The following is a 26,972-nucleotide window of genomic DNA, read 5'->3' on the forward strand; positions in this document are numbered from 1 at the left end:
TCTTACGCCGGCTTCGCCCGGTACGTCTGCAGAAACAGCCGCGTCGCGCTGTCAACCACGCGCGCGATGCGCTCCGCCGACGGCGCCGGCTCTGCCTGAAACACGAACGGCAGGAACAGCGTCGCCTGGCACATCTGCAGGAACTGCGCAGCGGCCAATCCGCAATCGTCGATGGCAAGATCGTCCGGCCCGACACGGGCCTGCAGATAATCGGCGAGACGGTTGATCGTCTGAGCCAGCACGTTCTCGTAGAACCGGCGTCCGACCTCCGGCATCCGCTCGGCGATCGCCATCACCGTGCGGATCGACGATCCGCCGCCTGGCCGGCATATCGAACCGATGTAGGTCTGGCCGAACTCCCGCAGCGTGGTTTCGACATCGCGTTTGGGATCGAGATTGTAGGCGATCTTGCCCCTTTCGAGCGCTTCGTCCTCGACGATGGCTTCGAAAAGCCGGCTCTTGTCGGCGAAGTAAACGTAGAGCGTACCCTTGGAGACGCCGGCGGCGCGCGCGATCTCGTTCATGCTGGCGCCATCAAAGCCCAGATCCATGAACACCTTTCGCGCGCCGTCCAAAATCTGGCGGCGCTTCGAACTGTCTTCCTCGCCAAAGGGATGAATGGTGTTTGATGTGGATGCAACCATTGGTTTATCTTCTCAGGAAAGAATTCAACCCGGGATACAGGCCTGCATCCGTTTTCGCTTTATGGTCTATGCTCTGGATTGATATGTTGACCGAACCGTTCGGTCAATGCTACATTTTGTCTCGCGGCGCCCGTGCAGCGAGGTTCAGGCTGGCTGGCGCCGCGACATTGTATGGGGAGGGTGGTCATGGCCGCAGCGAGAGACCAGGCCGCACGCATCGTTCGCGCCGAATCGGAAAAGGCGCAGGATGAAGCTGCGCCCGAGTCCGCCGCGCAGCTTGCGGAGCAGTTGCGGACTCACGTTGAGGAAACCAGACGTCGCACCGCGGAGGCGCCCGGCACCGAGCGGCCGGCCGGCGTCGCCGAAGCAGCGGCGGCGAAACCGGGCAAGCGCAAGTTCATCATGATCGGTGCGCTCGGACTGCTCGCGCTGGCCGCGATCGGTTACGGCGTCCACTTCGTCCTGGTCGGGCGCTTCTATGTCTCGACGGACGATGCTTACGTTCGCGCCAACAACACCACGCTTGGTGCCCGGGTATCGGGCCATGTCGCGGCAATCCTGCCCCGCGACAATTCGATCGTTCGCGCCGGCGACGTGATTTTCAGGATCGATGACGGCGACTATCGCATCGCAGTGGATGCCGCGCGGAGCAAGATCGCGACCCAGCAAGCCACCATCGACCGCATCGGCCGTCAGGTCACGGCGCTCGAAAGCGCCGCGGAGCAGGCCAAGGCGCAGCTCGCTTCCGCGGACGCGGCGCTGAAGCGCGCCGGTCTCGACTTCGATCGCCAGCAGACGCTGAGCACCAAGGGTTTTGCCTCGCGCGCCGCCTTCGAGGTTTCCGAGGCCGGCCGCGACCAGAGCGTTGCCGCGGTGAAGTCGGCGCAGGCCGCCTATGATGCCGCGCGCGACAATGTCGAGGTGACGAAAGCGCAGCAGGCCGAGGCCCGCGCGCAGCTCGCGGAGTTGCAGACCCAGCTTGCCAAGGCGGAGCGCGACCTCGCCTTCACCTCGGTGCGCGCGCCCGTCGACGGCACCTTCTCCAACCGCCTCGTCAATGCCGGCGATTTCATACAGGCCGGGCAGCGGCTCGCCAACGTGGTGCCGCTGAACGACGTCTTCATCGACGCCAATTACAAGGAAACCCAGCTCAAGCGCATCCGTCCCGGCCAGCCCGTGAAGATCTCGGTCGACGCTTACGGCCATCGCAAGTTCGCCGGAATCGTCGACAGCATTTCACCGGCGGCAGGATCGGTATTCACGCTGCTGCCGCCTGATAACGCGACCGGCAATTTCACCAAGATCGTGCAGCGGCTGCCGGTACGCATTCGCGTGCCGAAGGAAGTCGCGAAGCAGAACCTGCTGCGCGCCGGCATGTCGGTCTATATCACCGTCGACACCCGTGAGGGTGCGGCCGACGCCGACAGCGAGGCCGACCTCGATGCGCCCGGGGCGGTTCAACCGCAGTAGTTTTCCCCTAGTGCCCCGGGCGCAAGCCCGGCGCCTGTTCCGAGCTGATCATGGCCGACGCCACCGCCGCATCGCCGTCCGCGATGAACGCCGCGACCAACGCCGCCGAGCGCATCCCGCCGCGGCGGCTGTTTGCGTTTCTGATCATGGTGTTCGGGATGTTCATGTCGATCCTGGACATCCAGGTCGTCTCGGCATCGCTGTCGGAGATCCAGGCAGGCCTTTCGGCCAGCTCCAGCGAAGTATCGTGGGTGCAGACCTCCTACCTGATCGCTGAGGTGATCGCGATCCCGCTGTCCGGTTTCCTGTCGCGCGCCTTCGGCACCCGTCTGCTGTTTGCGATTTCCGCTTCCGGTTTCACCGTCGCGAGCTTCTTCTGCGGCTTTGCCTCGACCATCGAGCAGATGATCCTGTGGCGCGCGATCCAGGGATTTTTGGGCGCGGGTATGATCCCCACCGTGTTCGCGTCCGCCTATACGGTGTTTCCGCGCTCGAAGTTCCACATTGTCGGCCCGATCATCGGCCTGGTCGCGACGCTGGCGCCGACCATCGGGCCGACGGTCGGCGGTTACATCACCGGCATGATGTCCTGGCATTGGCTGTTCTTCATCAACATCGTGCCCGGCATCGGCATCACGATCGGCGTCCTCGCGCTGGTCGACTTCGACCGCCCGAATTTCGCGCTGCTCGAGCTTTTCGACTGGTGGGGGCTTCTGTTCATGGCGGGCTTTCTCGGCACCCTCGAATATGTGCTGGAAGAGGGGCCGCAATCTCAATGGCTGGAAGACACCTCCGTGGCTATCTGCGCGGCGATCTGTGTGGTCTCGGCGATCGCCTTCTTCTGGCGTGTGCTCAGCGCACGGGAGCCGATCGTCGACATCAGGACGTTTACCGACCGGAATTTCGGCGTCGGTTGCCTGATCTCGTTCTGTGTCGGCATCGGGCTGTACGGCCTGACCTATATGTATCCGCGCTATCTGGCCGAAGTGCGAGGCTACAGCGCGTTGATGATCGGCGAGACCATGTTCGTCTCGGGCATTACCATGTTCCTCGCCGCGCCGATCGTTGGCAGGCTGATGACCAAGGTCGACATGCGCTACCTCATTGCCTTCGGTCTCTGCACGTTCGCGCTCGGCTCCTACCAGATGACCTGGATCACGAAAGAATATGATTTCTTCGAATTGCTGATCCCGCAGATCCTGCGCGGCGTCGGCATGATGTTCGCAATGGTGCCGACCAACACCATCGCGCTCGGAACGCTGGCGCCGGAGCGGGTGAAGAACGCCTCGGGCCTGTTCAACCTGACGCGCAATCTCGGCGGAGCGGTCGGTCTCGCGCTCATCAACCAGGTGCTGAACGAGCGCACCGACCTGCACATCTCGCGTCTGCACGACCGCGTCAATTGGGGCAACGCCACCGCGGTCGAAACGCTCAACATGTTCACGCAACGCCTGCAGGGCATGGGCGATGCCGCGCTGATGGCGATGAAGCAATTGTCGCAGATCGTGCACCGCCAGGCCGTGGTGATGGGCTATGGCGACGCCTTCTTCATGCTGGCGGTGTTCTATTTCGGCCTGAGCCTGCTTGTCCTGGTTCTGAAAAAGCCTTCGGCAATGGTGGCCGGGGGCGATGCGCATTAGCCGCGCTTGATGATGCCCATCACGCGGTTGTCATGTTGCAAATCACCCGCGATGCATTTATAAGCAGCGCATTGTCGCTCGAACCGGGGAGATTTGCATGATTTCGATGTATTCGCAGATCGTACCCTCGCGTCCGATGCCCGTGCTGGATTTTCGGTCGCTTTGCTGACCGCGATCACTGCCAGCCCTGATCGGGCCTGACGTCCCGATCATCAAGCTTCCCAACGACTTAACGATATTTTTCAACGACGTTCGCGTTCGGCCCGAGGTCGGCTCGCGCGTCAATTCAGATGGAGCCGGCGTGTGCGCCAAGCGCAGCCGGATGACGCCATGACCGCTCTTAAAGACAAACGTCCCGCGGCAATACGCGTGGTGATCCCGTTCGTGTTCCGCCACTGGCTGCAGCAGCCCGGCCGCGCCGCAGTCGTTGCCGGCGGCCTGCTTGGCGCGACGGCGGCCGACCTGTTCATGCCGATCTTCTCCGGCCGCCTGGTCGATGCGCTGACCCTGGGCGCCTCGGACGCGGCGGCGCGGCATGCCGCGTTCGCAGCCTTCGGCGGGATCGTGGCGCTCGGCCTGATGTCGATGGTGCTGCGGCTGACCGGCCTGCAGGCGATCGTGCCGTTCACGCTGAAGACCATGTCCGACGTGTCGCGGGACGCGTTCGCGCGCGTGCAGCGTTTCTCGACCGACTGGCACGCCAACTCATTTGCCGGCTCGACCGTGCGCAAGGTTACGCGCGGCATGTGGGCGCTCGACCTGCTCAACGACACCATTCTGATGGCGCTGTTGCCGTCGCTATTGGTGCTGGTGGGCTCGATGATCCTGCTCGGGCTGCACTGGCCGGTGCTGGGCGCGGTGATCGCCGTCGGCACGGTGATCTATGTCTCGATGACGATGGCGTTCTCGGTGAACTTCATTGCGCCGGCCGCGCGCGTCTCCAATGCATGGGACACCAAGGTCGGCGGCACGCTGGCGGATGCCCTGACCTGCAACGCAGTGGTGAAATCCTTTGGCGCGGAAGCGCGCGAAGATGCGCGGCTGGCCGGCGTCATCGGCCGGTGGCGCACGCGCGTGCGGCGGACGTGGTACCGTTACAACTACACCTCGACGGCGCAGCTCGCGGTGTTGTTGTGCTTCCGCGCATCCGTGATCGGCGGCGCGGTCCTGCTGTGGATCGCGGGCCGCGCCACGCCGGGCGACGTCACCTATGTGCTGACCAGCTACTACATCATCCACGCCTACCTGCGCGATGTCGGCATGCACATCAACAATCTGCAGCGTTCGGTCAACGACATGGAGGAACTGGTCGCGATCCACGCCGAGCCGATCGGCATTGCGGATGCGCCGGACGCAAAACCGATCGACATCCAGGGCGGCCGCATCGTGTTCGACGACGTGACGTTCCATTATGGCGGCCATCGCGCGCCGCTGTATGACGGCCTGTCGGTGGAGATCCGCGCCGGCGAGCGGGTCGGCCTGGTCGGCCGTTCCGGCTCCGGCAAGACGACCTTCGTCAAGCTGGTGCAGCGGCTGTACGACGTCAGTGGCGGAAAAATCCTGATCGACGGTCAGGACATCGCGCAGGCGACGCAGCATTCGCTGCGCAGCCAGATCGCGATCGTGCAGCAGGAGCCGATCCTGTTTCACCGCACGCTGGCCGAGAACATCGCCTATGGCCGGCCGGGCGCCAGCATGTCGGCGATCGAGCAGGCGGCGCGGCTTGCCAACGCGCACGACTTCATCCTGCGGCTGCCCAAAGGTTATGGCACGCTGGTCGGCGAACGCGGCGTCAAGCTGTCCGGCGGCGAGCGGCAGCGCGTCGCGCTGGCGCGTGCGTTCCTGGCGGACGCGCCGGTCTTGATCCTGGACGAGGCGACCTCGAGCCTCGATTCGGAATCGGAAGGCCTGATCCAGCAGGCGATGGAGCGGCTGATGAAAGGGCGCACCTCGATCGTGATCGCGCACCGGCTGTCGACAGTACGCAGCCTCGATCGGATCCTGGTGTTCGACCGCGGTGAAATCGTCGAGCAGGGTAACCATGCCACACTGACGACGCGTCCCGGCGGTGTCTACCGCGGGCTGTTCGAACTGCAGGCCACGGAGTTCGGCCGCGTCTCGGCGGCGGAGTGAGGTGTGCAACGATGGATTGCATGATCGACGCGGGCAAGCACACACGACGAGCTCTCAACGCTGATCAAAGGCGTGCCTTAAAGGCGGCGACCGTGAGCGTGTTTCTGCGGCAGTACGGACGAAAAGCTCAACGCGGCGTAGAGCCGAACGATCGCCGTTATAGTCGGGAGGTGGAGAAAGCCCTGAAGCAATTGAAACCTGAAGTGCTGGATGCACTCATGCGAGATGACGAAGAATAGCGAGTTCGGCGCGCTATCCGCTCGGAAAGCTGCAAGCCGAACTGGTTGCCGGACATCCGAAGCTGATCGATCAGGATGCTGCCAACTGAGGCGGCTCGCGATCGCGTTGCGGCGGCGCAGGCGCCGCCCTAGCGCGCGTCCGCGTCGAGATCGCGACCGTCACCACGACGGCTGTGGCGAACAGCAGGATTTGCAGCGTGATGGTCTCGTCGTTGAAGAACGCCGCGAGCGCAAAGGTGACGAAGGGTTGCAGCAATTGGATCTGCGACACCCGCGCGATGCCGCCCATTGCGAGGCCGGCGTTCCATGCGAAGAACCCGATCCATTGCGAGAACAGCGCGACATAGAGCAGCCCCAGCCATGGCCTCACGGCGATGTGGGCGATGTCGGCAGGCATGGTCAGCACGGTCGCAGGGATCGAGAGCGGCAGCGCGATCACCAGCACCCAGCTGATCACCTCCCAGCCCGGCATCTGCAAGGTGAGCCGGCCCGAGAATGCATAGCCGATCGCGGCCACAGTGACGGATGCGAACAGAAACAGGTCGCCTGCCGCGAGCGCCCCGCCGCCTTGACGCAAGGCAAACGTGATCACCAGCGCGGCGCCGGCGACGGACGCGAGCCAGAACAGCGGCCTCGGCCGCTCATGGGTGATGGCAACCGCAACGAGCGCGGTGGCGATCGGAAGCACGCCCAGCACCACGCCGCCATGCGACGCGTCGACCCGCTGCATCCCGAGCGACATCAGCAGCGGAAACAGGATGGCGACGCAAAGCATGGTGACCACCAGTTGCGGCCAAAGCGCGCGCGGCGGCAGCTTGCGGCGCAACACCAGCAGAAGCACGAGCGAGCATAGCCCGGCGATCACGGTGCGCAGCGAGGTCAGTGCAATCGGATCAATTTCCGTAACCGCAATCCGCGTCGCCGGCAGCGTGCCGCCGAAGATCGCCATGCCGACGAAGCCCAGCAGCAGACCGAGACGCTCGCGTGACGAAGGAGGGCTCATGACGCGACTGGTTAGCGGCTTTGCCGGTCAGCGTACAGCAATCTACTCGGTGCACATGGCGGCCATGCGCCGCTATCTCGGAGCAATGCTGCTCCACACCAATCCCAGTCCGGACAGGAACAGGAGAGCCAGCACGACGTCGTAGAAGTTTCGGTCGTTGAGGGCTCGATAGGTGCGCATGCCGAGGCGGGCGCCGATCAGCGTGCCGGGCATCGCCAGCAACGCCAGCCAGAAGACGTTCAGCTTCACGAAACCGGTGGCGGCTTGCAGGATCAGCGCGGCGCCGAGAATGGTGCCATTGAATATCTGGAAAACGCCGCGGCGCTGATCCTTGGTCCAGCCGCGTATGCTGGCCCACAGCGTCGGAAGCGGGCCCGACAGCCCGGCAAGGCCGCCGAGAATGCCGCCGGCGAATCCGACGCCGGCATCCGCGATGCGGCCGCCGAAACGAAAGGCCATCGGCTTGCGGATGAAATAGAGCGCGGCCGGAAACACCAGCAGCATCACGCCGACGCTGAGCTTGAAAGTCTGCGGGTCGGCGCGCGCGACCAGCAGCGCCCCGATCGGCATGCCGAGGAGTCCGCCGGCCACAAACGGCAGAGCCAGCTTGAAGTCGAGGAGCTTCCACATCGACGGCAATGTCGAGATCTGCGAGCTGACCGAACAGATCAGCACCAGCGGCACGGCAATCGCGGGCGGCAGGATGTAAAGCCAGATCCCCAGCGCCATCAGCGCCGTGCCGAAACCAGCAAGGCCGGAGACGAAACCACCGGCGAGCGCGCCGGCAAGCAGGATCGCGTAGGTAGCGACGTCCAATCTTCTTTCCCCCCGTCATTCCGGGGCGCGAAGCGAACCCGGAATTTCGAGATTCCGGGTCTGTCCTTCGGACCATCCCGGAATGACGATATTGAAATTTGCGGCGACGTTTACACGATGGAACAGACAGGTACTATCGCAATCCAAGCCTTCAACAACATCATCATGGAAACGGCCCGATGAGTACAGCTCCTTCGAAAACCTTTCTCGTCTGTCACGGTGCCTGGTCCGCAGGCTGGGCCTGGAAGAAGATGCACCCGCTGATGCAGGCGGCCGGGCATCGTCTGCTGACGCCTACCTATACGGGTCTCGGCGAGCGTGCGCATCTGGCCAACCCTTCGATCGACCTGGATTCGCATATCGAGGACGTGCTGAACGTCATCAGGTACGAGGACCTGCGTGACATCGTACTGGTCGGCCACAGCTATGGCGGCATGGTTGCTACCGGAGTTGCAGACCGTGCGCGCGACAAGGTCAAGCAGTTGATCTACGTCGATGCCTTTGTGCCCAACGATGGACAGTCGCTGCTCGATTTGTACGAGGCGGACCGGCCGCGGATACAGGAACTGTTGAAGAGTGGCGACGGCTGGCGGGTGCCGCCGAATCCGACGCCGCCGGATACTTCGCCTGCGGACGTCGAATGGCTGACGGCGCGTCGCGTCAACATGCCGATCAAATGTTTCGAGACCAGGCTTAAGCTGCAGGGCGGGCCGCTGACCTTGCCACGTAGCTACATCTACGCCACGCGTATCGCGCCGGCTGACACGTTCGGACCGTTCGCCAGGATGACGAAGAACGACCCCGCCTGGAGCTATTACGAGATCGACGCCAGCCATTCGCCGAACGTCACCGCGCCGGAAGCGTTGATGGCGCTGTTGCAAGAGATCGCTGCGTAGTTGCGTCGCTCTGTAGCCCGGATGGAGCGCAGCGAAATCCGGGACCGGTGCCAGTTACGGATGCCGTGTCAAGTATGGCCATTGAGCTGGCCGCGCGCTCAGATCCCGGATTGCGCTGCGCTCCATCCGGGCTACGAGGTGTCACCGCCGCCCGCATGCCGATTGACTCTCCGCCATCCGCCCAACAAGCTGGTGGTGGTCGACGTCGATCGCGGAGGGCAGGGCCATGGCGGCCAGAACGACGGCAGGCATCGAGACGTGGTCGACTGGCTCGGTCGAGCCGGAACGGCGCCTCGACTATTGGATCGGCGCCGTCTGCGAGTGCTTTCTCGAAATGGATATCACGACGCAGATTCGATCGGGCTTCGACTGCTCCGTTCAGCGCGGGCAACTCGACACCATCGGCATCAACCGCGTGCAGGGATCGGCGCAGCATGTCTACCGCCGCAAAGCCAGTGTCGCGCGCAGCGCGGCCAACTACTATTACCTGCTGTGCAAGACCGACAACGACTGGACCGTCATGCAGAACGGTCACGCGTCGCGGATGCGGCCGATGGATCTGGTGCTGCTGGATTCCCGGCGCTGCTATGAATTCAACTTTGCGGTGACCGCGGATACGCTGTCGCTGGAGCTGCCGATCGCCTGGGTCGAATCGTGGATCACCGATCCCGAACGGCGCATCGGGCAGCGCATCGACGGACGCGCCGGCTGGGGCGCGGCGCTCAGCGCATTTGCCTGCCAGCTAACTCCCCAGCTCGCCACGGACCGGCCGCTGCCGGCGCGGGTGCTGACCGACCAGCTCGGCGCACTGCTGGCGCTTGGGTTCGACAGCGAGATTCCGGCCACGCCCGCCGAGCAGCGCGACGCCGCAAGACTTCTGGACCAGATCGGCTGTGCCATCAGGCTGCGCTACGCCGAGCCGGGACTGACGGCGGTGGCGGTCGCGGAGGAGTTGTGTGTCTCGGAGCGGACCTTGCACCGCTGCCTCAACAAAGCGGGCCTGACGTTCAGCGGGCTGCTCAACGATTGCCGGATGGCGGCGGCGCGCAGGATGCTGAGCGAGCCGCGGTTCGATCGCATCAGCGTTGGCGGCATCGGGCTGCGCGTCGGCCTGTCCGACCCATCCCATTTCATCCGCCAATGCCGCAGGTATCTCGGCATGACGCCTGGAGCGTTCCGGCGGCAGCGCTAAAGCCTTGTTGTAATCCCCTTGGCGTAAATCGCCGATGACGGTGGCCGGATCCGGCCATCGGGGCCGAGATGCCGTCTCTATCAAGGTTCGATTTTCCGAAATCGAGGGGAGACGGGAATGGCAAATACTTACGTACTGGTTCACGGCGCGTGGCACACCGGCGCCGAAATGGAAGCGGTAGCCGGGCATCTTCGCAAGAGCGGCCACGCCGTGCATTGCCCGACGCTGGCCGGCAACAACAAGGATGACGATCGCGAGACGATCGGGCTCGAGCAGGCGATCTCGTCGGTTGTCACTTACATCGAAGCGAACAATCTGCGCGACATCCGTCTGGTCGGCCATTCCTATGGAGGCATGGTGATTTCGGGCGTCGCCGACCGCCTGACGGACAGGATCAAACGCCTCGTCTATGTCAACGCCTTCGTGCCGCTGGACGGGCAGTGCCTCAACGACATGGTGCCACCGCATTATGTCGGCCTGTTCGACGCGGTGGCCGCCGCCAACAAGGGCGCCGTCATGCTGCCGTTCGAAATCTGGCGCGATGCCTTCATCAACGACGCCGACCTCGAACTGGCAAAATCCGCCTTCGCCAAACTCAATTTGCATCCGTACAAGACATTCACGGACAAGATCACGCTGAAGCAAGCGTTGGCGGAACTGCCGATCGGCAAATCCTACGTCAATTGCCGGCAGGACATCGCGCTGCCGCACGGCATGCCATGGCATCCGCGGTTGTCGGAACGGCTCGGGCTATTCCGGCTGGTCGAGTGCGACGGCAGCCACGAGATGTTCTTCAGCAATCCGGCGCGGCTGGCGCGGGCGATCGGAGAGGCCGGGCGCGACTGAGTTTGTTGCGCGAATGGCGAGGGGTCCGGCGCGTTACGCCGAACCCCTCATTCTCAAAGCATCAGCCAGCCTGTAAGCCGGGTTCTGTAGGGCACCATTCTTGCGAATGGTACGTGACGGCCATTCCTCTGGGACCATGTTTGCACATGGCCTCGAGCAACCTACCCGGACGGCGAGCCTGACATCGCCCTGCGGAGTTATCGCCCGAAAGCGAACTGTCCGCGTTGCCGTCCCTATTCGGTTTTGCTCCCGGTGTGGTTTGCCATGCCGTTTCCGTTGCCGGATACGCGGTGCGCTCTTACCGCACCTTTTCACCCTTGCTCGCCCCCTCCCTTTCGGGTGGGGGAAAGCGGTTCATTCTCTGTGGCACTTTCCCTGGGGTTGCCCCCGCCGGACGTTATCCGGCACCGTATGTCGATGGAGCCCGGACTTTCCTCCCCCGCAGCCTTTCGACCATAGCGGGAGCGGCCGTCCGGCCGACTGACGCCTTACGCATGGGGATTTCGGTGCGCCGCGTCAAGGGAAAGCGATGGTTAATCGGGTTCCAAATGCGCAATTTTGACAGAAGCGGCACGGCGGCATTTGATGCTGCGGATGAGCAGCGGTGAGGCGCGATGAAAATTCCTGCAGGTCTTGGTGAAGCATTGCTGCACAGCGCCTCCGACGCGATCATCGCGACTGATCGGAACGGGCGCATCACGTGAATTGCGAAGTCGTCGCTCCCGGCGCGACCGCCCGGCCACCGCCAAAATAAATTTCCGGGACGATGTCGTTTTGCGGAAGGCCCGTTCGACTGGGTGTCGGCGATCCAGCCGATCAAGAGGAGTTTTCGAAATGCAGTATCTGTTGATGATCTATCGGAGCGAGGCCGAGTTTGGCAAAATGGACGCCGCGGCGCGCAAGGCGAAGACGGCGGAATACGGCGCGTTTACCCAGTCCATCATCCAGAGCGGCCATTTCAAGGCCGGTGACGGCTTGCAGCCGACCACGACGGCAACCACCGTGCGCGTCCGCGACGGCAAGACCCTGACGACGGACGGTCCGTTCGCGGAGACCCGCGAACAGCTTGGCGGCTATTATCTGATCGAGGCCAAGGATCTCGACACCGCGCTGGCGATCGCCGCGCGGATTCCCGAGGCCACGATCGGTTCGATCGAGGTGCGGCCGGTCATGGTTTATGATTGACGGTGCATGACGCCCGTCGAAATTGAAAAAGTCTTTCGCGACGAGGCGGGGCGGGCGCTGGCCACGCTGATCCGCCTCGTCGGCGATTTCGATCTGGCGGAAGATGCGTTGCAGGATGCGTTTGCGGTGGCGCTGGCGCGGTGGCCCAACGCCGGCGAACTGCCGTCCAACCCCCGCGCCTGGCTGGTCAATGTCGGCCGCAACAAGGCGGTTGACCGCGTTCGCCGCCATGTTTCGTTTCGCAGCAAACAGCAGCAACTGACATATGAGCTGCTGCTCAACGCGTCCGCGCCATGCGAGGACGCGGACAACGCGCTCGACGACGACATGCTGCGGCTGATCTTCACCTGCTGTCATCCGTCCTTTGCCGCCGAGGTTCAGGTCGCGCTCACGCTGCGTACCGTCTGTGGCCTCACGACTGCGCAGGTCGCGCGCGCGTTCCTCGCAGGCGAAGACGCGATGGCGCAGCGCCTGTTGCGGGCCAAGCAGAAAATCCGTCTCGCCGGCATTCCCTATGAGGTGCCGGAGCGCGACGCGCTGGAGCCGCGGCTGCGCGGCGTGCTCGCCGTGATCTATCTCGTGTTCACCGAAGGCTATGCGGCGACATCAGGCGAAGATCTGATGCGGCCTGATCTGGCGCGCGAAGCCATCCGGCTGGCGCGGCTGCTCGACGCGCTGATGCCGGGACGCGGCGAGATCAAGGGGTTGCTCGCCCTGATGCTGCTGCACGATTCGCGCCGCGCCGGCCGCGAGACCGCGGGCGGCGACATCGTGCTGCTCGAAGAGCAGGACCGGATGCTGTGGGATCGCGGGCAGATATCGGAGGGTTTGCAACTCGTCGAAGAGGCGCTGCGGATGCCGGGGCGGCCGCAATCCTATGCGGTGCAGGCGGCCATCGCCGCGCTGCATGCGCGTGCGGCCAACTATGAGGACACTGACTGGCGGCAGATCGCCGGCCTCTATGAAGTGCTGCTGCGGATCAGCCCGTCGCCGGTGATCGAACTCAACCACGCCGCCGCAGTGTCGATGGTCGACGGGCCGGCGCGGGCGCTCGACCTGATCGATGCGCTGGAGGTGCGCGGCGGGCTGAAGGGTTATGAGCTGCTGCCGGCGGTACGCGCCGATCTGTTGCGGCGTCTCGACCGGCGCGACGCGGCGCGTGAGGCGTATCAGGCGGCGACCGCAGCGACGCAGCTTGAACCGTTGCGGCGGTTTTATGCGCGGCGGATTGCGGAGATGGACCACAATTAGTTCTCCGTCATTGCGAGCCAACGGGTCGCGCGAATGCGCGCCCGATGACAGGCTCCGCGAAGCAATCCATCTCTCCTCACGTGCGGAGAGATGGATTTGTTTCGTCACTTCGCTCCCTTGCGCAAACGCTTCGCGTTTGTCGCAGGCAATGACGGGGCAGGCTACCTCGCCGCGACCACCGTCGTCATCGCTTCCGGCGGCAGGCTCGACAGCAGCGCGTGCAGCGTGCTGATGGTCGAGTGATCGGCGATCCCGTCGACGCGCTCGGGACGGAAGTGGCGCTGAAATGCGGTGACCACTTCCATGGTCGGGCCGTCAAACTTGCCGTGGGTCGGGATCTTGTAGCCGTATTTGGCAAGCGCCGCCTGTAGCCCGGCGACGTCGTCGCTGATGCTGCCGAGCTTGAGCGTTTCGCTGCGCACGATCGGCGCCGGCTGCACCCAATGGCCGACGCCGGAATTGGCCAGCGAATGCCACGGAAACTTTTCGCCGGGATCTCTTTTGCGCGCCGGGGCGACATCGGAATGCGCGAGCACGCGATGCGATTGTATCTTGCGGCGGAGCATGATGCCGCGGCACAGCGCGATCACGGCGGCGATCTGGCGCAGCGGGAAATCCGGATAGCCCCAGTCGTGACCGCGATTGATGATCTCGATCCCGATCGAGCAGGAATTGATGTCTTCCTCGCCGGCCCAGGAGGATACCCCGGCGTGCCAGGCGCGCTTGGCTTCCGGCACGCATTGCACGATGCGGCCGTCCTCCAGCACGATGTAATGGGCCGACACGTCGGTGCCGGGGGTGCAGAGCTGGGCGATCGCGCCCTCCACATCCGGCATGCCGGTATAGTGCAGCAGGATCATGTCGGCGAGGCGGCCCTTGTTGCGGTCGCCATGGTTCGGGGACGGAATGACGTCGGATGCGATCGAGGAATCCGGGGTAAAGGTCTTCATGTCGGCGTTGGCCCTGGGCACGGGAAGGGCGCGTTGACGCTTCGAATCAATACCAGCAGATGCGAACGAACCAGAAGCCATTTTTTAAACTCAAACCGGGCAAGGGAATGGCAACATGATGTCTTAAGCGACAATGCCATTTACTATTCCTTTACCTTGCGCCCGCGCAATGCGATGGCCGGGTACCATCTCGCATTTTGAGCGAGTGTGTGCAGCGCGCATCACCGATATTCAAGTGTATAGAGCTTCGGTTCTGATTGAATCAGAACCGAAGCTCTAGATTCTTGTTTTGACGCGTTTTCTTCACGCGAACCGGTACCCACTTCGCTCGAAAACGCTATAGAAGCGCACAAAACTCGCAGCCGATCATCAACGCTTTCTTAACGCTAAGTGCCGTTACTAAGTGGTGAAGAGCCGAACCGGGTTGGGGACGGCCGAGGCCCTCTTTCGCGCTCGAAATGCCATGGCAACCCAGCAAATTCCGTCCGGAAATGAGGGGAAGCGAGGCCGGGCTCGATGCGGCAATCGTGCCTGTTCGCGGCTTTTTGGCCGGAAAAGCCCGGCGAAGCGCAAAGATTTGAGGCGCAATGGGCCCGTTCGCGTCCATCTTCCATTTTGCAGGCTGGAATACGCTGGAGGACGGCGCATGAGCCCGGCTGCGCCACGCCATATCTCCGTTCTCGGCCACGAGGCGGTCGAAATGCTCGCTCCGCGTGACGGCGGCATCTATGTCGACGCGACCTTCGGCGCCGGCGGCTACAGCCGCGCGATCCTCGCTGTCGCGGGAACCCGGGTCATCGGCATCGACCGCGACCGGTCGGCAGTTACCGGCGGATTCGATCTGGTCGACCAATCGGCCGGCCGGCTGACCCTGGTCGAGGACCGATTCTCCAACCTTGCGGACATCTGCACGGCGCAAGGCATAGCCGAAGTGGACGGCGTCATGATGGACGTCGGCGTTTCCTCGATGCAACTCGACCAGGCCGAGCGTGGCTTCTCGTTCCGGCTCGGCGGCCCGCTCGACATGCGGATGGGCCATGACGGGCCGACAGCGGCGGATGTCGTTGCGAAGGCCTCCGAGGCCGATCTCGCCAACATCATCTATATCTTCGGCGAAGAGCGCCATTCCCGCGCCGTCGCGCGCGCCATCGTGGCGGCGCGGAAGGAAGCGCCGATCACGACCACGCAAGCGCTGGCCGATATCGTCGGCAAGGTGGTGCGCAGCAAGCCGAACGAGATTCATCCGGCGACGCGCACGTTCCAGGGCTTGAGAATTTTCGTCAACGCGGAACTCGACGAACTGCATCTGGCGCTCGTGGCAGCCGAGCGCGTGCTCAAGCCCGGCGGGCGGCTGGTGGTCGTGTCGTTTCATTCGCTGGAAGACCGCATCGTCAAGGATTTTTTCAACGCGCGCGGCAAGACCGGCGGCGGATCGCGGCATTTGCCCGAACTGGCGCAGGCCGCGCCGAGCTTTCAGATTCTGACCAAGCGTCCCATTACGCCCGGCGAAGCCGAAGTGTCTGCCAATCCACGCGCGCGCTCCGCAAAATTGCGCGCTGCCGAGCGCACCACAGCGCCCGCTCATGCGGCAGACCGCCTGCCAGCCTGGCCCGTTCTTACTGATGTGATGAGGGGAGGCTGACCATGCGGATCATCCACTTCCTCGTCATCGGCGTGCTGGTGTTCGCGGCCGCCTACGTCTACCGGATCAAGATGGAATCGACCGCGCGCGTCGAGCGCGTGCTGCGGCTCAACGCAGAGATCCGCGAGCAGCGCGACGCCATCGCGGCGCTGCGCGCGGAATGGGCCAAGCTCGATGCGCCGCTGCGGCTGCAAGGGCTCGCCGAGCGCCATCTCGGCCTGAAGCCGCTCAACGCCACGCAATATGATCAGTTGAAGAATTTGCCGGAACGGCCGCCGGCCTTTGCAAGGCCCGGTGCGCCCGATCCGATCGGCGCGATGATCAATACCATCGAGGCCAGCGCTGATGCGCCGCCCACAACCGGGTCGGTGCCCGCGCCGGGAGATCGGCAATGACCGGCCGGGCGCTCACCAACATCAAGCGGCCCGCGGAGCCGTGGCGGCAGCGGCTGATCCGCAGCCTGCTCTACGGGCGCAATGTCGATCGCGCCGTCAAGGCGCGGGCCCGGGTAGGATTGGCCATCCTGCTGTTCGCGGCGATCTATGCGGTGCTGGCCGGACGTCTGGTGATGTTCGCGGTCGGCGCCGACAGCCACGGCGCGCGCCGCGCCGGCTCGCAGGACGCGATTGCGACCGCGCGGCCCGATATCGTCGACCGCAATGGCGAGGTGCTCGCCACCGACGTCAAGGCGCCGAGCCTGTTCGGTGAGCCCAGGCGCATCATCGACAAGGACGAGGCGATCGAACTTCTGACCGCGGCGCTGCCGGACCTCGACACAATAGAGGCGCGCACACGCCTGTCGTCGCGCAAGGGTTTTGTGTGGCTGAAGCGCGAGATCACGCCGAAGCAGCAGCACGACATTCACAAGCTCGGCATTCCCGGCATCGGCTTCCTGCGCGAGAACAAGCGGGTCTATCCGACCGGTGCCGCGGTCGCGCATCTGATCGGGCTCGTCAACATCGACAACGCGGGCATCGCCGGGATGGAGAAGTGGCTCGACAATAACGGTCTGGCCGATCTGCACCGCGCCGGCTTTGCCACCGACCGCCTGCAGCGCCCGGTGGAGCTGTCGATCGACCTGCGCGTCGAACATGCGCTGCGCGACGAGCTGTTGAAGGCGAAGGAAAAATACAAGGCCAAGGCGGCGTCCGGCCTCGTCTCCAACGTCCGGACCGGCGAGATCGTGGCGCTGGTGTCGCTGCCGGATTTCGATCCCAACAATCCGAAAGAGGCGCACGACCCCGAGCGCATCAACCGCCTGACCACGGGCGTGTTCGAAATGGGCTCGACCTTCAAGGCGCTGACGCTGGCGATGGCGCTGGATTCCGGCAAGGCCAACCTCAACACGCTCTATGACGGGCGCGGGGTGCTGAAGTTCGGCAAGTTCACCATTCACGACACCCACCCCGTAGGCCGCTCGATCACGCTGTCGGAAGTGTTTACGTTTTCCTCGAACGTCGGCGCGGCCAAGATCGCGCTGGCGCAAGGCGTCGAGGCGCACAAGGCGTTCCTGAAGAAGCTCGGCCAGATGGACCGGTTGCGCACCGAACTGCCTGAAAGCGCCTCGCCGATCGTGCCGAAGCGCTGGACCGAACTCAACACCATCACGGCTTCCTTCGGTCACGGCATCGCGGTGGCGCCGCTGCAGGCGGTGATGGGCATCAATGCCTGCATCAATGGCGGCCTCCTGATTCCCCCGACCTTCCTCAAGCGGTCGGAAGAGGAGGCCAGGGCCATGGCCAGGAAGGTGCTCCGAACCGAAACCTCCGACAAGATGCGCTATCTGATGCGGCTGAACGCCGAGATCGGAACCGCCAAGAAGGCCGACGTGAAGGGTTACTATATCGGCGGCAAGACCGGCACCTCGGAAAAGGTGGTCAACGGCCGCTATTCCAAGAAACAGGTGCTGAACTCCTTCACCGCGATCATTCCGGCCGACAATCCGCAGTACCAGCTGCTGGTCATGCTGGACGAGCCGAAGGCGCTGCCGGAAACCCACGGCTTCATCACCTCGGGCTGGAACGCGGTGCCGACCGGCGGCAAGGTGATCGCCCGCATCGGGCCGCTTCTGGGCATCGAGCCGCGCTTCGATCTGCCGCCGTCCGACCGCCTTATTCTTGCGGCATCGAGGACAACCCAGTAAGGCGTAATATCACGCACGCGCGCCTCACTGCGCCGGCCGGACTGGAACACGATGAAACTTCGCGACCTCTTCAGCGATGACGCTGCGATCGAGCCGCAGGCGGAAGCTGTCGATGTGAAAGGCCTTAGCGTCGACAGCCGCGCGGTGAAACCGGGCGACCTGTTCTTTGCCATTGCCGGCAGCAAGACCGACGGTTCGCGCTTCGTCGATTCGGCGATACAGGCGGGTGCGGTCGCGGTAGCCGGTGACCATGCGCCGCCCGGCGGCCTCCGCGTGCCGTTCGTCGTCGCGCCAAATCCGCGCCGCGCGCTAGCGCTGGCGGCGGCGCGATTTTATCCGCGCCAGCCCGCGACAACAGCGGCGGTGACCGGGACCAGCGGCAAGACGTCGGTCGCCGCCTTCACGCGCCAGATCTGGGAACGGCTTGGCCATGCTTCCGCCAGCATCGGCACCATCGGCCTCGTTTCGCCGAAGCGCACGGTCTACGGCTCGCTGACGACCCCGGACCCGATCGCGCTTCACAAGCAGCTCGACGAAATCACGGGCGACGGCGTCACGCATCTGGCCTTCGAGGCATCCTCGCACGGGCTCGACCAGTTCAGGCTCGACGGCGTGCGCATTGCCGCCGGTGGTTTTACCAATCTGACGCGCGACCATATGGATTATCATCCTGACGTCGCGCATTACCTCGCCGCCAAGCTGCGGCTGTTCCGTGAGCTGGTGGCGCCGGACGGTGCAGCCGTTATTTCGGCCGATCATGATTGCTCACTGGAAGTGATCGAAGCGGCGCGGGTTCGGGGCTTGCGGATCATCGCCGTCGGCCGCAGTGCTGATGAGGCACGCGAGGGCATTCGTCTCGTCGATGCCGCGGTCGAAGGTTTTGCGCAAAAGCTCACGCTCGAATATCGGGGGCGCAAGCGTATGATCAAGCTGCCGCTGGTCGGCGAATTCCAGATCGAGAACGCGCTGGTTGCCGCCGGGCTCGCGATTGGCACCGGCAGCGAACCGAACGCTGTGCTGGCTGCGCTCGAACATCTCGAAGGCGCAAAAGGGCGGCTGGAGCGGGTCGGCGAACATAATGGCGCGCCGATCTTCGTCGACTACGCGCACAAGCCAGACGCGCTGGCGAAGGCGCTGCAGGCGCTGCGGCCTTATGCCAAACGCAAGCTCGTCGTGATCTTCGGCGCCGGTGGCGACCGCGATGCCGGCAAGCGCCCGATCATGGGCGCGATTGCGGCCGAGAATGCCGATCAAGTCATCGTCACCGACGACAATCCGCGCAGCGAGAATCCGGAAACAATCCGCGCCGCCATTCTGGCCGCGGCAAAGGGCGCAACAGACATCGGCGATCGCACTGAAGCGATCAGGGCAGGGATAGCGGCGCTGCAGCCCGGCGACGCGCTCCTGATCGCCGGCAAAGGGCACGAGACCGGCCAGATCGTCGGCGACAAGGTTTTGCCGTTCAGCGATCACGAGGCGGTGGCCGCCGCGCTGGCAGCGAGGGTGGCATGAGCGCGACGCCATTGTGGACCATTGCCGAAGTCGCGCGCGCGCTCGGGCTATCGGGGGAATTTGCCGATACGCCGATTGATTTCGTCACGCAGGACAGCCGCCTGGTGAAACCGGGCTGCCTGTTCGTGGCGTTGAGCGGCACGCCAAGCGGCGGCTTTATTTCCAGCTTCGCCAGCGCGCGCGACGGCTGGGAATTCGCCGACAAGGCGGAAGCGGCCGGCGCGGTCGCGATGATCGTTCCGCATCGGATCGACGGCGTCAGCATTCCGCAGTTGATCGTCAAGGATACGCTGATCGATGGCCTGTGGCGGTTGGCGCGCGCCGCGCGGGCGCGGTTTGCCGGACCGGTGATCGGCCTGACCGGCAGCGCCGGCAAGACCAGCACCAAGGAATTCCTTGCCGCGTATCCTGCCGCCTATGCCAGCCCGAGCAGTTTTAACAATTTCTGGGGCGTGCCGCTGACGCTGTGCAATGCCAGCCCCGAGGCGAGCGTGTGGGTCGTCGAAATGGGCATGAACCAGACCGGCGAGATCGCGCGCCTCAGCGAACTGACCCAGCCTACGGTCGCACTGGTCGTGAACGTGCAGCCGGTGCATCTGGAAAAGCTCGGCAGCCTGGAAGCGATCCGGCGCGAGAAGGTAAGCATCGCGCAAGGCTTACTAAGACAAGGCCTGCCAAAGGACGGCGTGCTGGTGCTGCCCGGGGATGTCGAGGCGCCGGAATGGAACGGCAAGGTCGTTCGCTTCGGCGAGGGATCCGGGGTACGGGAACTGAAGCATGCAGCCGAGGGCGAGAGCTGGAACGTCGCCGCAGAGGTGAACGGCAAGCAAGTCGAGTTCGGCTTGACGCCGGGCGCGCCGCACCGTCTGCAGAATGCATTGGCGGCGCTGGCGTCTATTCATGCCGCCGGGCTTAATGTGGCGGCGCTGGCCAAAGAGCTCGGCCATGTCGGCATCATGACCGGCCGCGGCGTCGAACAAACCGCCGATGGCGTCACCGTGATCGACGACAGTTTCAACGGCAATCCGGCCAGCATGGTGGCCGCGCTCGGCAGCCTGAAGGCGCGGCCGGTGAAGGCCGGCCGGCGCATCGCCATTCTCGGCGACATGCTGGAACTGGGCGCCGATGCGCCTGCCTATCACGAGAAGCTCGCCGGCGACCTCCCGGGCATCGACGGCATTTACTGCGTCGGTCCGCTGATGCGCCATTTATATGGTCTGGTGCCGGCGGAGCGGGCGCTCGGCTGGCATGAAGACCCGGCCACGCTCGATCCCCAGGAAATCGCCGCCTTGCTGCGGGACGGGGATGTGGTGGTCGTCAAGGGCAGCAAAAAGATGTTCTGGGTGAACAAGTTTGTGCCGAGGCTGCTGGCCGCCCTGCAGGCAAAGGCGTAAACTGGCCGTATTTGGCGGGTGCGTTGTTTCCGCGTGGCATGATTCGTCAATACCCCATGCATGACCAAGATTTGCTTGGTTTGACGATGAAAACGATTATCAAGGCGTTCCCGGAACGAAGGCGTTCCCGGAGCGCTTCCCGCCAAAGACGGCGTAACCAAGCCGCGTGATAGGGCCGACCTGAATGTTTTACTGGCTGATCGAGCTTTCCAACACCGTCCCGGGTTTTGGCATCTTCCGCGGCTTCTTCAACGTGTTTCGCTACATCACCTTCCGCACCGGCGGGGCGATGGTGACGGGCGCGCTGTTCGTATTCCTGTTCGGGCCCTGGATCATCGATCATCTGCGGCTCCGGCAGGGCAAGGGCCAGCCGATCCGCACCGACGGCCCGCAATCGCATCTGATCACCAAGAAGGGCACGCCGACGATGGGCGGGCTGATGATCCTCTCGGGCCTCGTGGTCTCGACGTTGCTGTGGGCCAATCCGCTCAACCCCTACGTCTGGATCGTGCTGGCGGTGACGCTCGGCTTCGGCTTCGTCGGTTTCTACGACGACTATCTGAAGGTGACGAAACAGAGCCATAGTGGCTTCGCCGGCAGGCTGCGGCTGTTGATCGAAGCGGTGATCGCGATCGCGGCCTGCTACGCGCTGGTGCGGCTCGGCCGCGATGCGACCTCGACCTCGCTTGCGGTACCCTTCCTGAAAGACGTGGTGATCAATTTCGGCTGGTTCTTCGTGATCTTCGGCGCGTTCGTCATCGTCGGCGCCGGCAACGCGGTGAACCTGACCGACGGTCTCGACGGGCTTGCGATCGTGCCGGTCATGATCGCCGCCGCGAGCTTCGGCATGATCTCGTATCTGACCGGCAACGCGGTCTTCTCGGACTACCTGCAGATCAGATATGTGGCCGGCACCGGCGAGCTCGCGGTGCTGTGCGGCGCGGTGCTTGGCGCCGGCCTCGGATTCCTCTGGTTCAATGCGCCGCCGGCTTCGATCTTCATGGGCGACACCGGCTCGCTGGCGCTCGGCGGCATGCTTGGTGCGACGGCGGTTGCGGTCAAGCACGAGATCGTGCTGGCCGTGATCGGCGGATTGTTCGTGCTGGAAGCCGTCTCCGTGATCGTGCAGGTGGCCTCGTTCAAGCTGACGGGAAAACGCGTGTTCCGGATGGCGCCGCTGCATCATCATTTCGAGCAGAAGGGCTGGACCGAGCCGCAGATCGTGATCCGGTTCTGGATCATCTCGGTGATGCTGGCGCTGGCCGGCCTCTCCACGTTGAAGCTGCGGTGAGCCGCGCGCGATGATCCCCGTCACCTCTTTTGCGGGCAAGGCGGTCGCCGTCTTCGGCCTCGGCGGTTCCGGCCTTGCGAGCTGCCACGCGCTGAAGGCCGGCGGCGCCGAAGTGATCGCGGGCGACGACTCTGCCGACAATGTCGCCAAAGCGGCGCAGGCCGGTTTCACCACCGCCGATCTGCGCACGGTGTCGTGGTCGAATTTTGCGGCGCTGATTTTGACGCCCGGCGCGCCGCTCACCCATCCGGCGCCGCATTGGTCGGTGCTGATGGCGCGGCAGGCCGGCTGTGAGGTGATCGGCGACATCGAATTGTTTTGCCGCGAGCGCCGCCGTCACGCGCCGGACGCGCCGTTCGTTGCCATCACCGGCACCAACGGCAAGTCGACCACAACAGCGCTGATTGCGCATCTGATGAAGGTCGCCGGCTACGACAGCCAGATGGGCGGCAATATCGGCACCGCGATCCTGTCGCTGGAGCCGCCGCGCATGGGGCGCGTGCATGTGGTCGAAATGTCGTCGTACCAGATCGATCTGGCGCCTTCGCTCGATCCGTCGGTGGGGATTCTCCTCAATGTCAGCGAAGACCATATCGACCGCCACGGCACGCTGGAGCATTACGCCGCCGTGAAGGCGCGGCTGGTTGCTGGCGTGCAGCCGAAGGGTACCTCCATCGTCGGCGTCGATGACGGCTGGTGCCGCAACATCGCCGACCGGCTCGATCAATCAGGCAAGCGCGTGGTGCGGATCTCCGTGAAGAACCCGCTGCCCGACGGCGTCTACGTCGAGCGCGAAACCATCGTGCAGGCCTCCGGCGGCGCGCGTCGCGAGATCGCAAGGCTGGGCGGCATCGGTTCGTTGCGCGGCCTGCACAATGCGCAGAACGCGGCCTGCGCGTCGGCCTGCGCGCTGGCGATGGGCATCTCGATCGATATTTTGCAAAACGGCCTGCGCAGCTTTCCAGGGCTGGCACACCGCATGGAGCAGGTGGGACGTCGCGGCAACGTGCTGTTCGTCAACGATTCGAAGGGCACCAACGCCGATGCCGCCGCACACGCGCTGTCGTCCTTTGCCGACATCTTCTGGATCGCCGGCGGCAAGCCGAAGCAGGGCGGCATCACGGGGCTATCTGAATATTTCCCGCGCATCCGCAAAGCCTATCTGATCGGCGAAGCCGCGCAGGAGTTTGCGGGGACCCTGGGCGAGCGCGTGCCGCACGAGATTTCGGAGATGTTGGATGTCGCCGTTGCGAATGCCGCACGCGACGCCGAAGCGTCCGGGCTTGCCGACCCCGTGGTGCTCTTGTCGCCGGCCTGCGCCTCGTTCGACCAGTACCGCAATTTCGAAATCCGCGGCGCCAAGTTCCGCGATTTGGTGACGGCATTGCCGGGCGTCAAGCCGGTGGTGTGAGGATGCGGATCGCGTAGGACCTCCTAGGGCTTGGTCAAGGGGCTTTCGTTCTTTGGGTGACAAGCGTAGCGCCGTGCTCGCCGCCGTCCAGGACGCTTCGCGCCGGCTACGCCGGTGCCGATGGCATCCTGGACAGCGGCTGTGCGCGGCGCTGTTGGGTTCGGCAGGTCGGGACGAAGGAATGGTCGCAAGCGGCCGAACAAAGGAATGAGGCTTTACGGCGTGGCGACGGTCTGAGCACTCCTCTGGTCTGCCTCATACAGGGTCCGGTGGGTGAGCGTCGCGCACAGGGCGGAAAGCAAGCGATCAGCCACACCACGCAAAGCACGCGCATGGCCATGGCCGCGCTGCCGCAAGGCGTCGTAGCGTCGCCGAGCGGCTGCGTCGCGCTGGATGGCGACGCGTGACCAGTGATGGACCGCAGTCTGCAGCCGCTTGTTGCAGGCGAGGCGCCGGATCACGAAGCGTTGCTTGCCGCTTTGCCGTGTTACCGGAGCAACCCCTGCCAGAGCACGCAAGGCGTGATAATCTCGTGCCTGCAGCGGTTGCGCTGCTTCGGTGAGCAGTGTGGCGAGAACAATCCTGCCGATTCCCGGCCAGGAGCGCAGGATTGCCACGTCACACTGCTCATGGCTCTGCCCCGACGAGTTCTCCTCATCCTGTGCTGCGAGGCTGTCGCAAAGGCCGTCCAGGGCGGCGCCGGCTTCCTTGATCTGCTGATTGATCAGGTGCATGCGCGCCACAAGACTGCGGATATGGACGCACGCGGCCTCCCTGGTACCTGGTGCGACGAACAAGGCCGCCTTGCGCAAGGTCTGCAGCACGGTGGTGGCGTCGAGACGGCGGATGCGATGCTCCTTGAGGATGCGCGCAATCGCCTTCTCCGATACCTTGGCGGCCGCAGCGGGGGTCGGCACCTTCTGCCACAGCGCCAGGAACCAATCATCTGCGACATCGTCGGTCAGTTCGGCCGCTTGCGGATAATAACGCCATAGCTGCTGGCGCAGGCGATTGGCCAGACGCGTCCGTTCCTGCAGCAGTTCATCCATAAGGCGCGACCACTCGCGCAGTTCGATCACCGTCGGATCGTCGGTGGCAAGCTGCCGGAAGGCTTTCCGATCGGTGCGCAACGAGTCGCCGAGGACAAGAGCGTCACGGCTGTCATCCTTGGCGCCTGCGACCGTGAAGCGATCACGGAAGCGATCGAGTTGCTTGGGATTGATGGCAAAGACCGTAAACCCGTGCTCGAGCAGCATCTCCACCACGGGACCGTGCGGCATCTCGATCGCGACGGCGATCCGCCCCGGCGCGGCCTTGGTCTTCTCAAGCAGCCAGTCTCGCAGCTCCGTCAAGCCGGCTCCGCCATGGACGAACTCCCGCTCGCCCACGCGTCTTCCTTCGGCATCCAACAGGCAAACGCGATGGTTCTGCGTTGCCCAGTCGATCCCGACAAACCAATGCACATCCTCGACCATTGCTCGACCTCCTCGCTTGCGAAGCGGGCCACTGCGATCCCGATCGATCCCTGTACTGGCGCTCTTGGCGCAAACCTCCTAGTGGATCTCGATCGCAGCCGCTCCACCGGGGCGCGGGTCCTACGCAGGTGCTCATGGCACAGATGGGTCAGGCGGCTCCCGGCGGATCGGCCCGTGCGACCAGTCTACATCTCCAGACTAGTGCCGAACGCTCAAAAGGGTACAGGATGGGTAGAGCGCAGCGAAACCCATCGCTGCGGTGCCGGTGATGGGTTTCGCTGCGCTCTACCCATCCTACATCCTGCTCCTTCGAGGGCGTCGTAAATGGCAATTCATGCTCCCTCACGTAACCTTGTTCGTTTCTCGGTTGCGGTGCTTTCGGCGACCGTTGCGCTTCATGCCGTCGCAGGTACGGCTTCGCTGGCGTCTGATGGCGTGTCGCTCAGGGAGTCGACGATTTCGTGGAGCACTGTCAAATACGCGACCTCTGCGGAGAACGGATTCGTCGGCGGGTCGCTCGACAAGAAGACCATCGTCGATCGCACGTTCAAGACCCACGTGCTCGAGAATCGTTATCTGAAGGTAACGCTCGTGCCCGAATTCGGCGGTCGCATTCTTTCCATCGTCTACAAGCCGACCGGCCACGAACAACTTTATCGCAACGAGGTCGGCGTCCCCTATGGCATGAGCGCCGGCGTCTTTTATTACGACTGGCTGATGGTGTATGGCGGCATCTTCCCAACCTTCCCGGATCCCGAGCACGGCAGGACGTGGCTGAAGCCGTGGGATTTCAAGGTCGTGAAGGAGAGCGCCGGCGAAGTGACGGTGTCGATGTCGATTAAAGATGATTTCGCGTATCCCGCAGCGCCGACGCAGTTTTTCAAGGAGGTGACGGGTATCGAAGCGACTTACTACGTCACGCTGAAAGCCGACCGCGCCGCGCTCGATGCGCGCGTGGTGCTGAGAAATCCGCAAGCCCGGACGATCGACTACGAGTACTGGACGTGCACGACGCTCGCGCCGGGATCGGACCCGAACAACCCCAAGACGACCGGCGGCGCCGAGATCATCGCGCCGATCCAGGCCTACAGCACGCCCCGCTGGTCGGCCAATCTGTCCGAAGGCGACGAGAGTGCAGGCGCGGGCAGGAGCCGTTTCGAAAAACTGCGCCACTTCAGGAACTGGCCGACGATGGGCATCGCATACGCGGCGCCCGATATGCAGGGCGGGAATTTCTGGGGTGTGATCAACCACGACAACGAGGAGGGGATCATCCGCATCGCCGACAACACGGTCACACCGGGCCTGAAGATGTGGACGTGGGGATTTCCGTCGTTCACGAACGAAACGGACGCCCGCAAGGACCCGAACGAAGCGCGGCCCTACGTCGAATTGTGGGCGGGCGTGTCGGACCAGTTTTTCCACCGCGCCCAGCTGCCCGCGCAGGGAGAGGTATCTATCCCGGAGACCTACAGCCCGACCGTCGGCATGAGCAATGTGACGGCCGCGAACGAGAATATCCTGATCAATCTCTCGGCTGAGGCAGCGAGCGTGAATCTTCAGTTCTTCAGTATCGAACCGGCCATGCTGTTGCGCGTCAGGTTGAGACGCGGCGATGCGATATTGTTCAACGACGCCGTGACAGCCGACCCGAAAAACGGAAATCGCATTTCCGTAGGGGTTCCCGCCGGCGGCAGCGGCGAGCAGGTGCGGCTGACGATCACGACCCCGGAAGGCAAAGAGCTGATCGCGGCCGAGACAAAGATAAAGTGAATGGTTGCCAACCGGAAATCGGGCGTTTCGGTGCCGTTGCGAAACCGATCACCTCATAAACGCCAA

General features: G+C 64.0%; 22 protein-coding genes and 1 other RNA gene. 17 read left to right on the forward strand and 6 right to left on the reverse strand.

The genetic code is table 11. From position 1 onward, the window contains the following. Positions 1-2 precede the first annotated feature (2 nt). The gene (locus V1286_RS04820) at positions 3-644 is read right to left on the reverse strand and encodes a TetR/AcrR family transcriptional regulator (protein ID WP_334477920.1); all 642 of its coding nucleotides are present in this window, start codon (positions 642-644) and stop codon (positions 3-5) included. A gap of 186 nt (positions 645-830) precedes the next feature. On the opposite strand from V1286_RS04820, the gene V1286_RS04825 reads away from it, so the two are divergent. From V1286_RS04825 to V1286_RS04840, 4 genes are all read left to right on the forward strand, one after another. After that, on the forward strand, positions 831-2,114 hold the full coding sequence (locus V1286_RS04825; RefSeq protein WP_334477921.1) for an HlyD family secretion protein: 1,284 nt from the start codon (positions 831-833) through the stop codon (positions 2,112-2,114). A 50-nt stretch (positions 2,115-2,164) separates the two neighbouring features. After that, complete coding sequence (locus tag V1286_RS04830) at positions 2,165-3,754, forward strand: DHA2 family efflux MFS transporter permease subunit (RefSeq protein ID WP_334477922.1); 1,590 nt, start codon at positions 2,165-2,167, stop codon at positions 3,752-3,754. Between the two features lie 330 nt (positions 3,755-4,084). Further along, a complete protein-coding gene (locus V1286_RS04835) occupies positions 4,085-5,887 on the forward strand; it encodes an ABC transporter ATP-binding protein (RefSeq protein ID WP_334477923.1) in 1,803 nt (600 codons plus the stop codon). 20 nt (positions 5,888-5,907) lie between these two features. Beyond that, positions 5,908-6,126, forward strand: coding sequence for a hypothetical protein (locus V1286_RS04840; protein WP_334477924.1), 219 nt, complete (start codon positions 5,908-5,910; stop codon positions 6,124-6,126). Positions 6,127-6,196: 70 nt separating this feature from the next. Here the strand turns inward: V1286_RS04840 and V1286_RS04845 are convergent, their stop codons facing one another. Next, entirely contained in the window at positions 6,197-7,129 is a 933-nt protein-coding gene (locus V1286_RS04845; protein WP_334477925.1) for a DMT family transporter, read from the reverse strand. Between the two features lie 72 nt (positions 7,130-7,201). Next, positions 7,202-7,945, reverse strand: a complete 744-nt coding sequence (locus V1286_RS04850; RefSeq protein WP_334477926.1) for a sulfite exporter TauE/SafE family protein — start codon at positions 7,943-7,945, stop codon at positions 7,202-7,204. A 179-nt stretch (positions 7,946-8,124) separates the two neighbouring features. Between V1286_RS04850 and V1286_RS04855 the strand changes: the two genes are divergently transcribed. The 3 genes from V1286_RS04855 (at position 8,125) to V1286_RS04865 (ending at position 10,879) form a co-directional block, all read left to right on the forward strand. Then, positions 8,125-8,841, forward strand: a complete 717-nt coding sequence (locus tag V1286_RS04855; RefSeq protein ID WP_334477927.1) for an alpha/beta fold hydrolase — start codon at positions 8,125-8,127, stop codon at positions 8,839-8,841. 226 nt (positions 8,842-9,067) lie between these two features. After that, a complete protein-coding gene (locus V1286_RS04860) occupies positions 9,068-10,033 on the forward strand; it encodes a helix-turn-helix transcriptional regulator (RefSeq protein WP_334477929.1) in 966 nt (321 codons plus the stop codon). A gap of 117 nt (positions 10,034-10,150) precedes the next feature. Then, positions 10,151-10,879, forward strand: a complete 729-nt coding sequence (locus V1286_RS04865) for an alpha/beta hydrolase (RefSeq protein ID WP_334477930.1) — start codon at positions 10,151-10,153, stop codon at positions 10,877-10,879. A gap of 57 nt (positions 10,880-10,936) precedes the next feature. On the opposite strand, the gene rnpB is transcribed toward V1286_RS04865, so the two are convergent. Beyond that, positions 10,937-11,363, reverse strand: an RNA gene (gene rnpB, locus V1286_RS04870) — RNase P RNA component class A. 350 nt (positions 11,364-11,713) lie between these two features. On the opposite strand from rnpB, the gene V1286_RS04875 reads away from it, so the two are divergent. Together V1286_RS04875 and V1286_RS04880 are read left to right on the forward strand one after the other, a co-directional pair. Continuing rightward, positions 11,714-12,064, forward strand: a complete 351-nt coding sequence (locus tag V1286_RS04875) for a YciI family protein (RefSeq protein ID WP_334477931.1) — start codon at positions 11,714-11,716, stop codon at positions 12,062-12,064. Between the two features lie 6 nt (positions 12,065-12,070). Beyond that, complete coding sequence (locus V1286_RS04880; protein WP_334477932.1) at positions 12,071-13,315, forward strand: RNA polymerase sigma factor; 1,245 nt, start codon at positions 12,071-12,073, stop codon at positions 13,313-13,315. A gap of 161 nt (positions 13,316-13,476) precedes the next feature. Here the strand turns inward: V1286_RS04880 and V1286_RS04885 are convergent, their stop codons facing one another. Continuing rightward, on the reverse strand, positions 13,477-14,265 hold the full coding sequence (locus V1286_RS04885) for an N-acetylmuramoyl-L-alanine amidase (protein WP_108515726.1): 789 nt from the start codon (positions 14,263-14,265) through the stop codon (positions 13,477-13,479). A gap of 646 nt (positions 14,266-14,911) precedes the next feature. Here V1286_RS04885 and rsmH point away from each other — a divergent pair. The 7 genes from rsmH to murD all read left to right on the forward strand — a co-directional run bounded on the left by rsmH (position 14,912) and on the right by murD (position 23,658). Then, a complete protein-coding gene (rsmH, locus tag V1286_RS04890) occupies positions 14,912-15,907 on the forward strand; it encodes a 16S rRNA (cytosine(1402)-N(4))-methyltransferase RsmH (RefSeq protein WP_334477934.1) in 996 nt (331 codons plus the stop codon). A gap of 2 nt (positions 15,908-15,909) precedes the next feature. Next, positions 15,910-16,302 carry a cell division protein FtsL gene (ftsL, locus tag V1286_RS04895; RefSeq protein ID WP_334477936.1) on the forward strand — a complete coding sequence of 131 codons (393 nt, stop codon included), beginning with the start codon at positions 15,910-15,912 and terminating at the stop codon, positions 16,300-16,302. Beyond that, on the forward strand, positions 16,299-18,050 hold the full coding sequence (locus V1286_RS04900; RefSeq protein WP_334477938.1) for a peptidoglycan D,D-transpeptidase FtsI family protein: 1,752 nt from the start codon (positions 16,299-16,301) through the stop codon (positions 18,048-18,050). Before ftsL ends, V1286_RS04900 begins: the two co-directional genes overlap by 4 nt. A gap of 51 nt (positions 18,051-18,101) precedes the next feature. Then, complete coding sequence (locus V1286_RS04905) at positions 18,102-19,562, forward strand: UDP-N-acetylmuramoyl-L-alanyl-D-glutamate--2,6-diaminopimelate ligase (protein WP_334477939.1); 1,461 nt, start codon at positions 18,102-18,104, stop codon at positions 19,560-19,562. Further along, a complete protein-coding gene (locus tag V1286_RS04910; protein WP_334477941.1) occupies positions 19,559-20,956 on the forward strand; it encodes a UDP-N-acetylmuramoyl-tripeptide--D-alanyl-D-alanine ligase in 1,398 nt (465 codons plus the stop codon). Before V1286_RS04905 ends, V1286_RS04910 begins: the two co-directional genes overlap by 4 nt. A 184-nt stretch (positions 20,957-21,140) precedes the next feature. Beyond that, positions 21,141-22,247, forward strand: coding sequence for a phospho-N-acetylmuramoyl-pentapeptide-transferase (gene mraY / locus V1286_RS04915; protein WP_334477943.1), 1,107 nt, complete (start codon positions 21,141-21,143; stop codon positions 22,245-22,247). Positions 22,248-22,257: 10 nt separating this feature from the next. Continuing rightward, positions 22,258-23,658 carry a UDP-N-acetylmuramoyl-L-alanine--D-glutamate ligase gene (murD, locus tag V1286_RS04920; RefSeq protein WP_334477944.1) on the forward strand — a complete coding sequence of 467 codons (1,401 nt, stop codon included), beginning with the start codon at positions 22,258-22,260 and terminating at the stop codon, positions 23,656-23,658. A 215-nt stretch (positions 23,659-23,873) separates the two neighbouring features. Here murD and V1286_RS04925 read toward each other — a convergent pair whose 3' ends face one another. Continuing rightward, positions 23,874-25,133, reverse strand: a complete 1,260-nt coding sequence (locus V1286_RS04925) for an IS110 family RNA-guided transposase (RefSeq protein WP_334477866.1) — start codon at positions 25,131-25,133, stop codon at positions 23,874-23,876. A gap of 324 nt (positions 25,134-25,457) precedes the next feature. Between V1286_RS04925 and V1286_RS04930 the strand changes: the two genes are divergently transcribed. Beyond that, positions 25,458-26,906 (forward strand): DUF5107 domain-containing protein, encoded by a 1,449-nt coding sequence (locus V1286_RS04930; RefSeq protein WP_334477946.1) that lies wholly within the window; start codon positions 25,458-25,460, stop codon positions 26,904-26,906. Positions 26,907-26,972 lie beyond the last annotated feature (66 nt).

Origin of the sequence: Bradyrhizobium algeriense, assembly GCF_036924595.1 — a bacterium.
Classification (GTDB): domain Bacteria; phylum Pseudomonadota; class Alphaproteobacteria; order Rhizobiales; family Xanthobacteraceae; genus Bradyrhizobium; species Bradyrhizobium algeriense.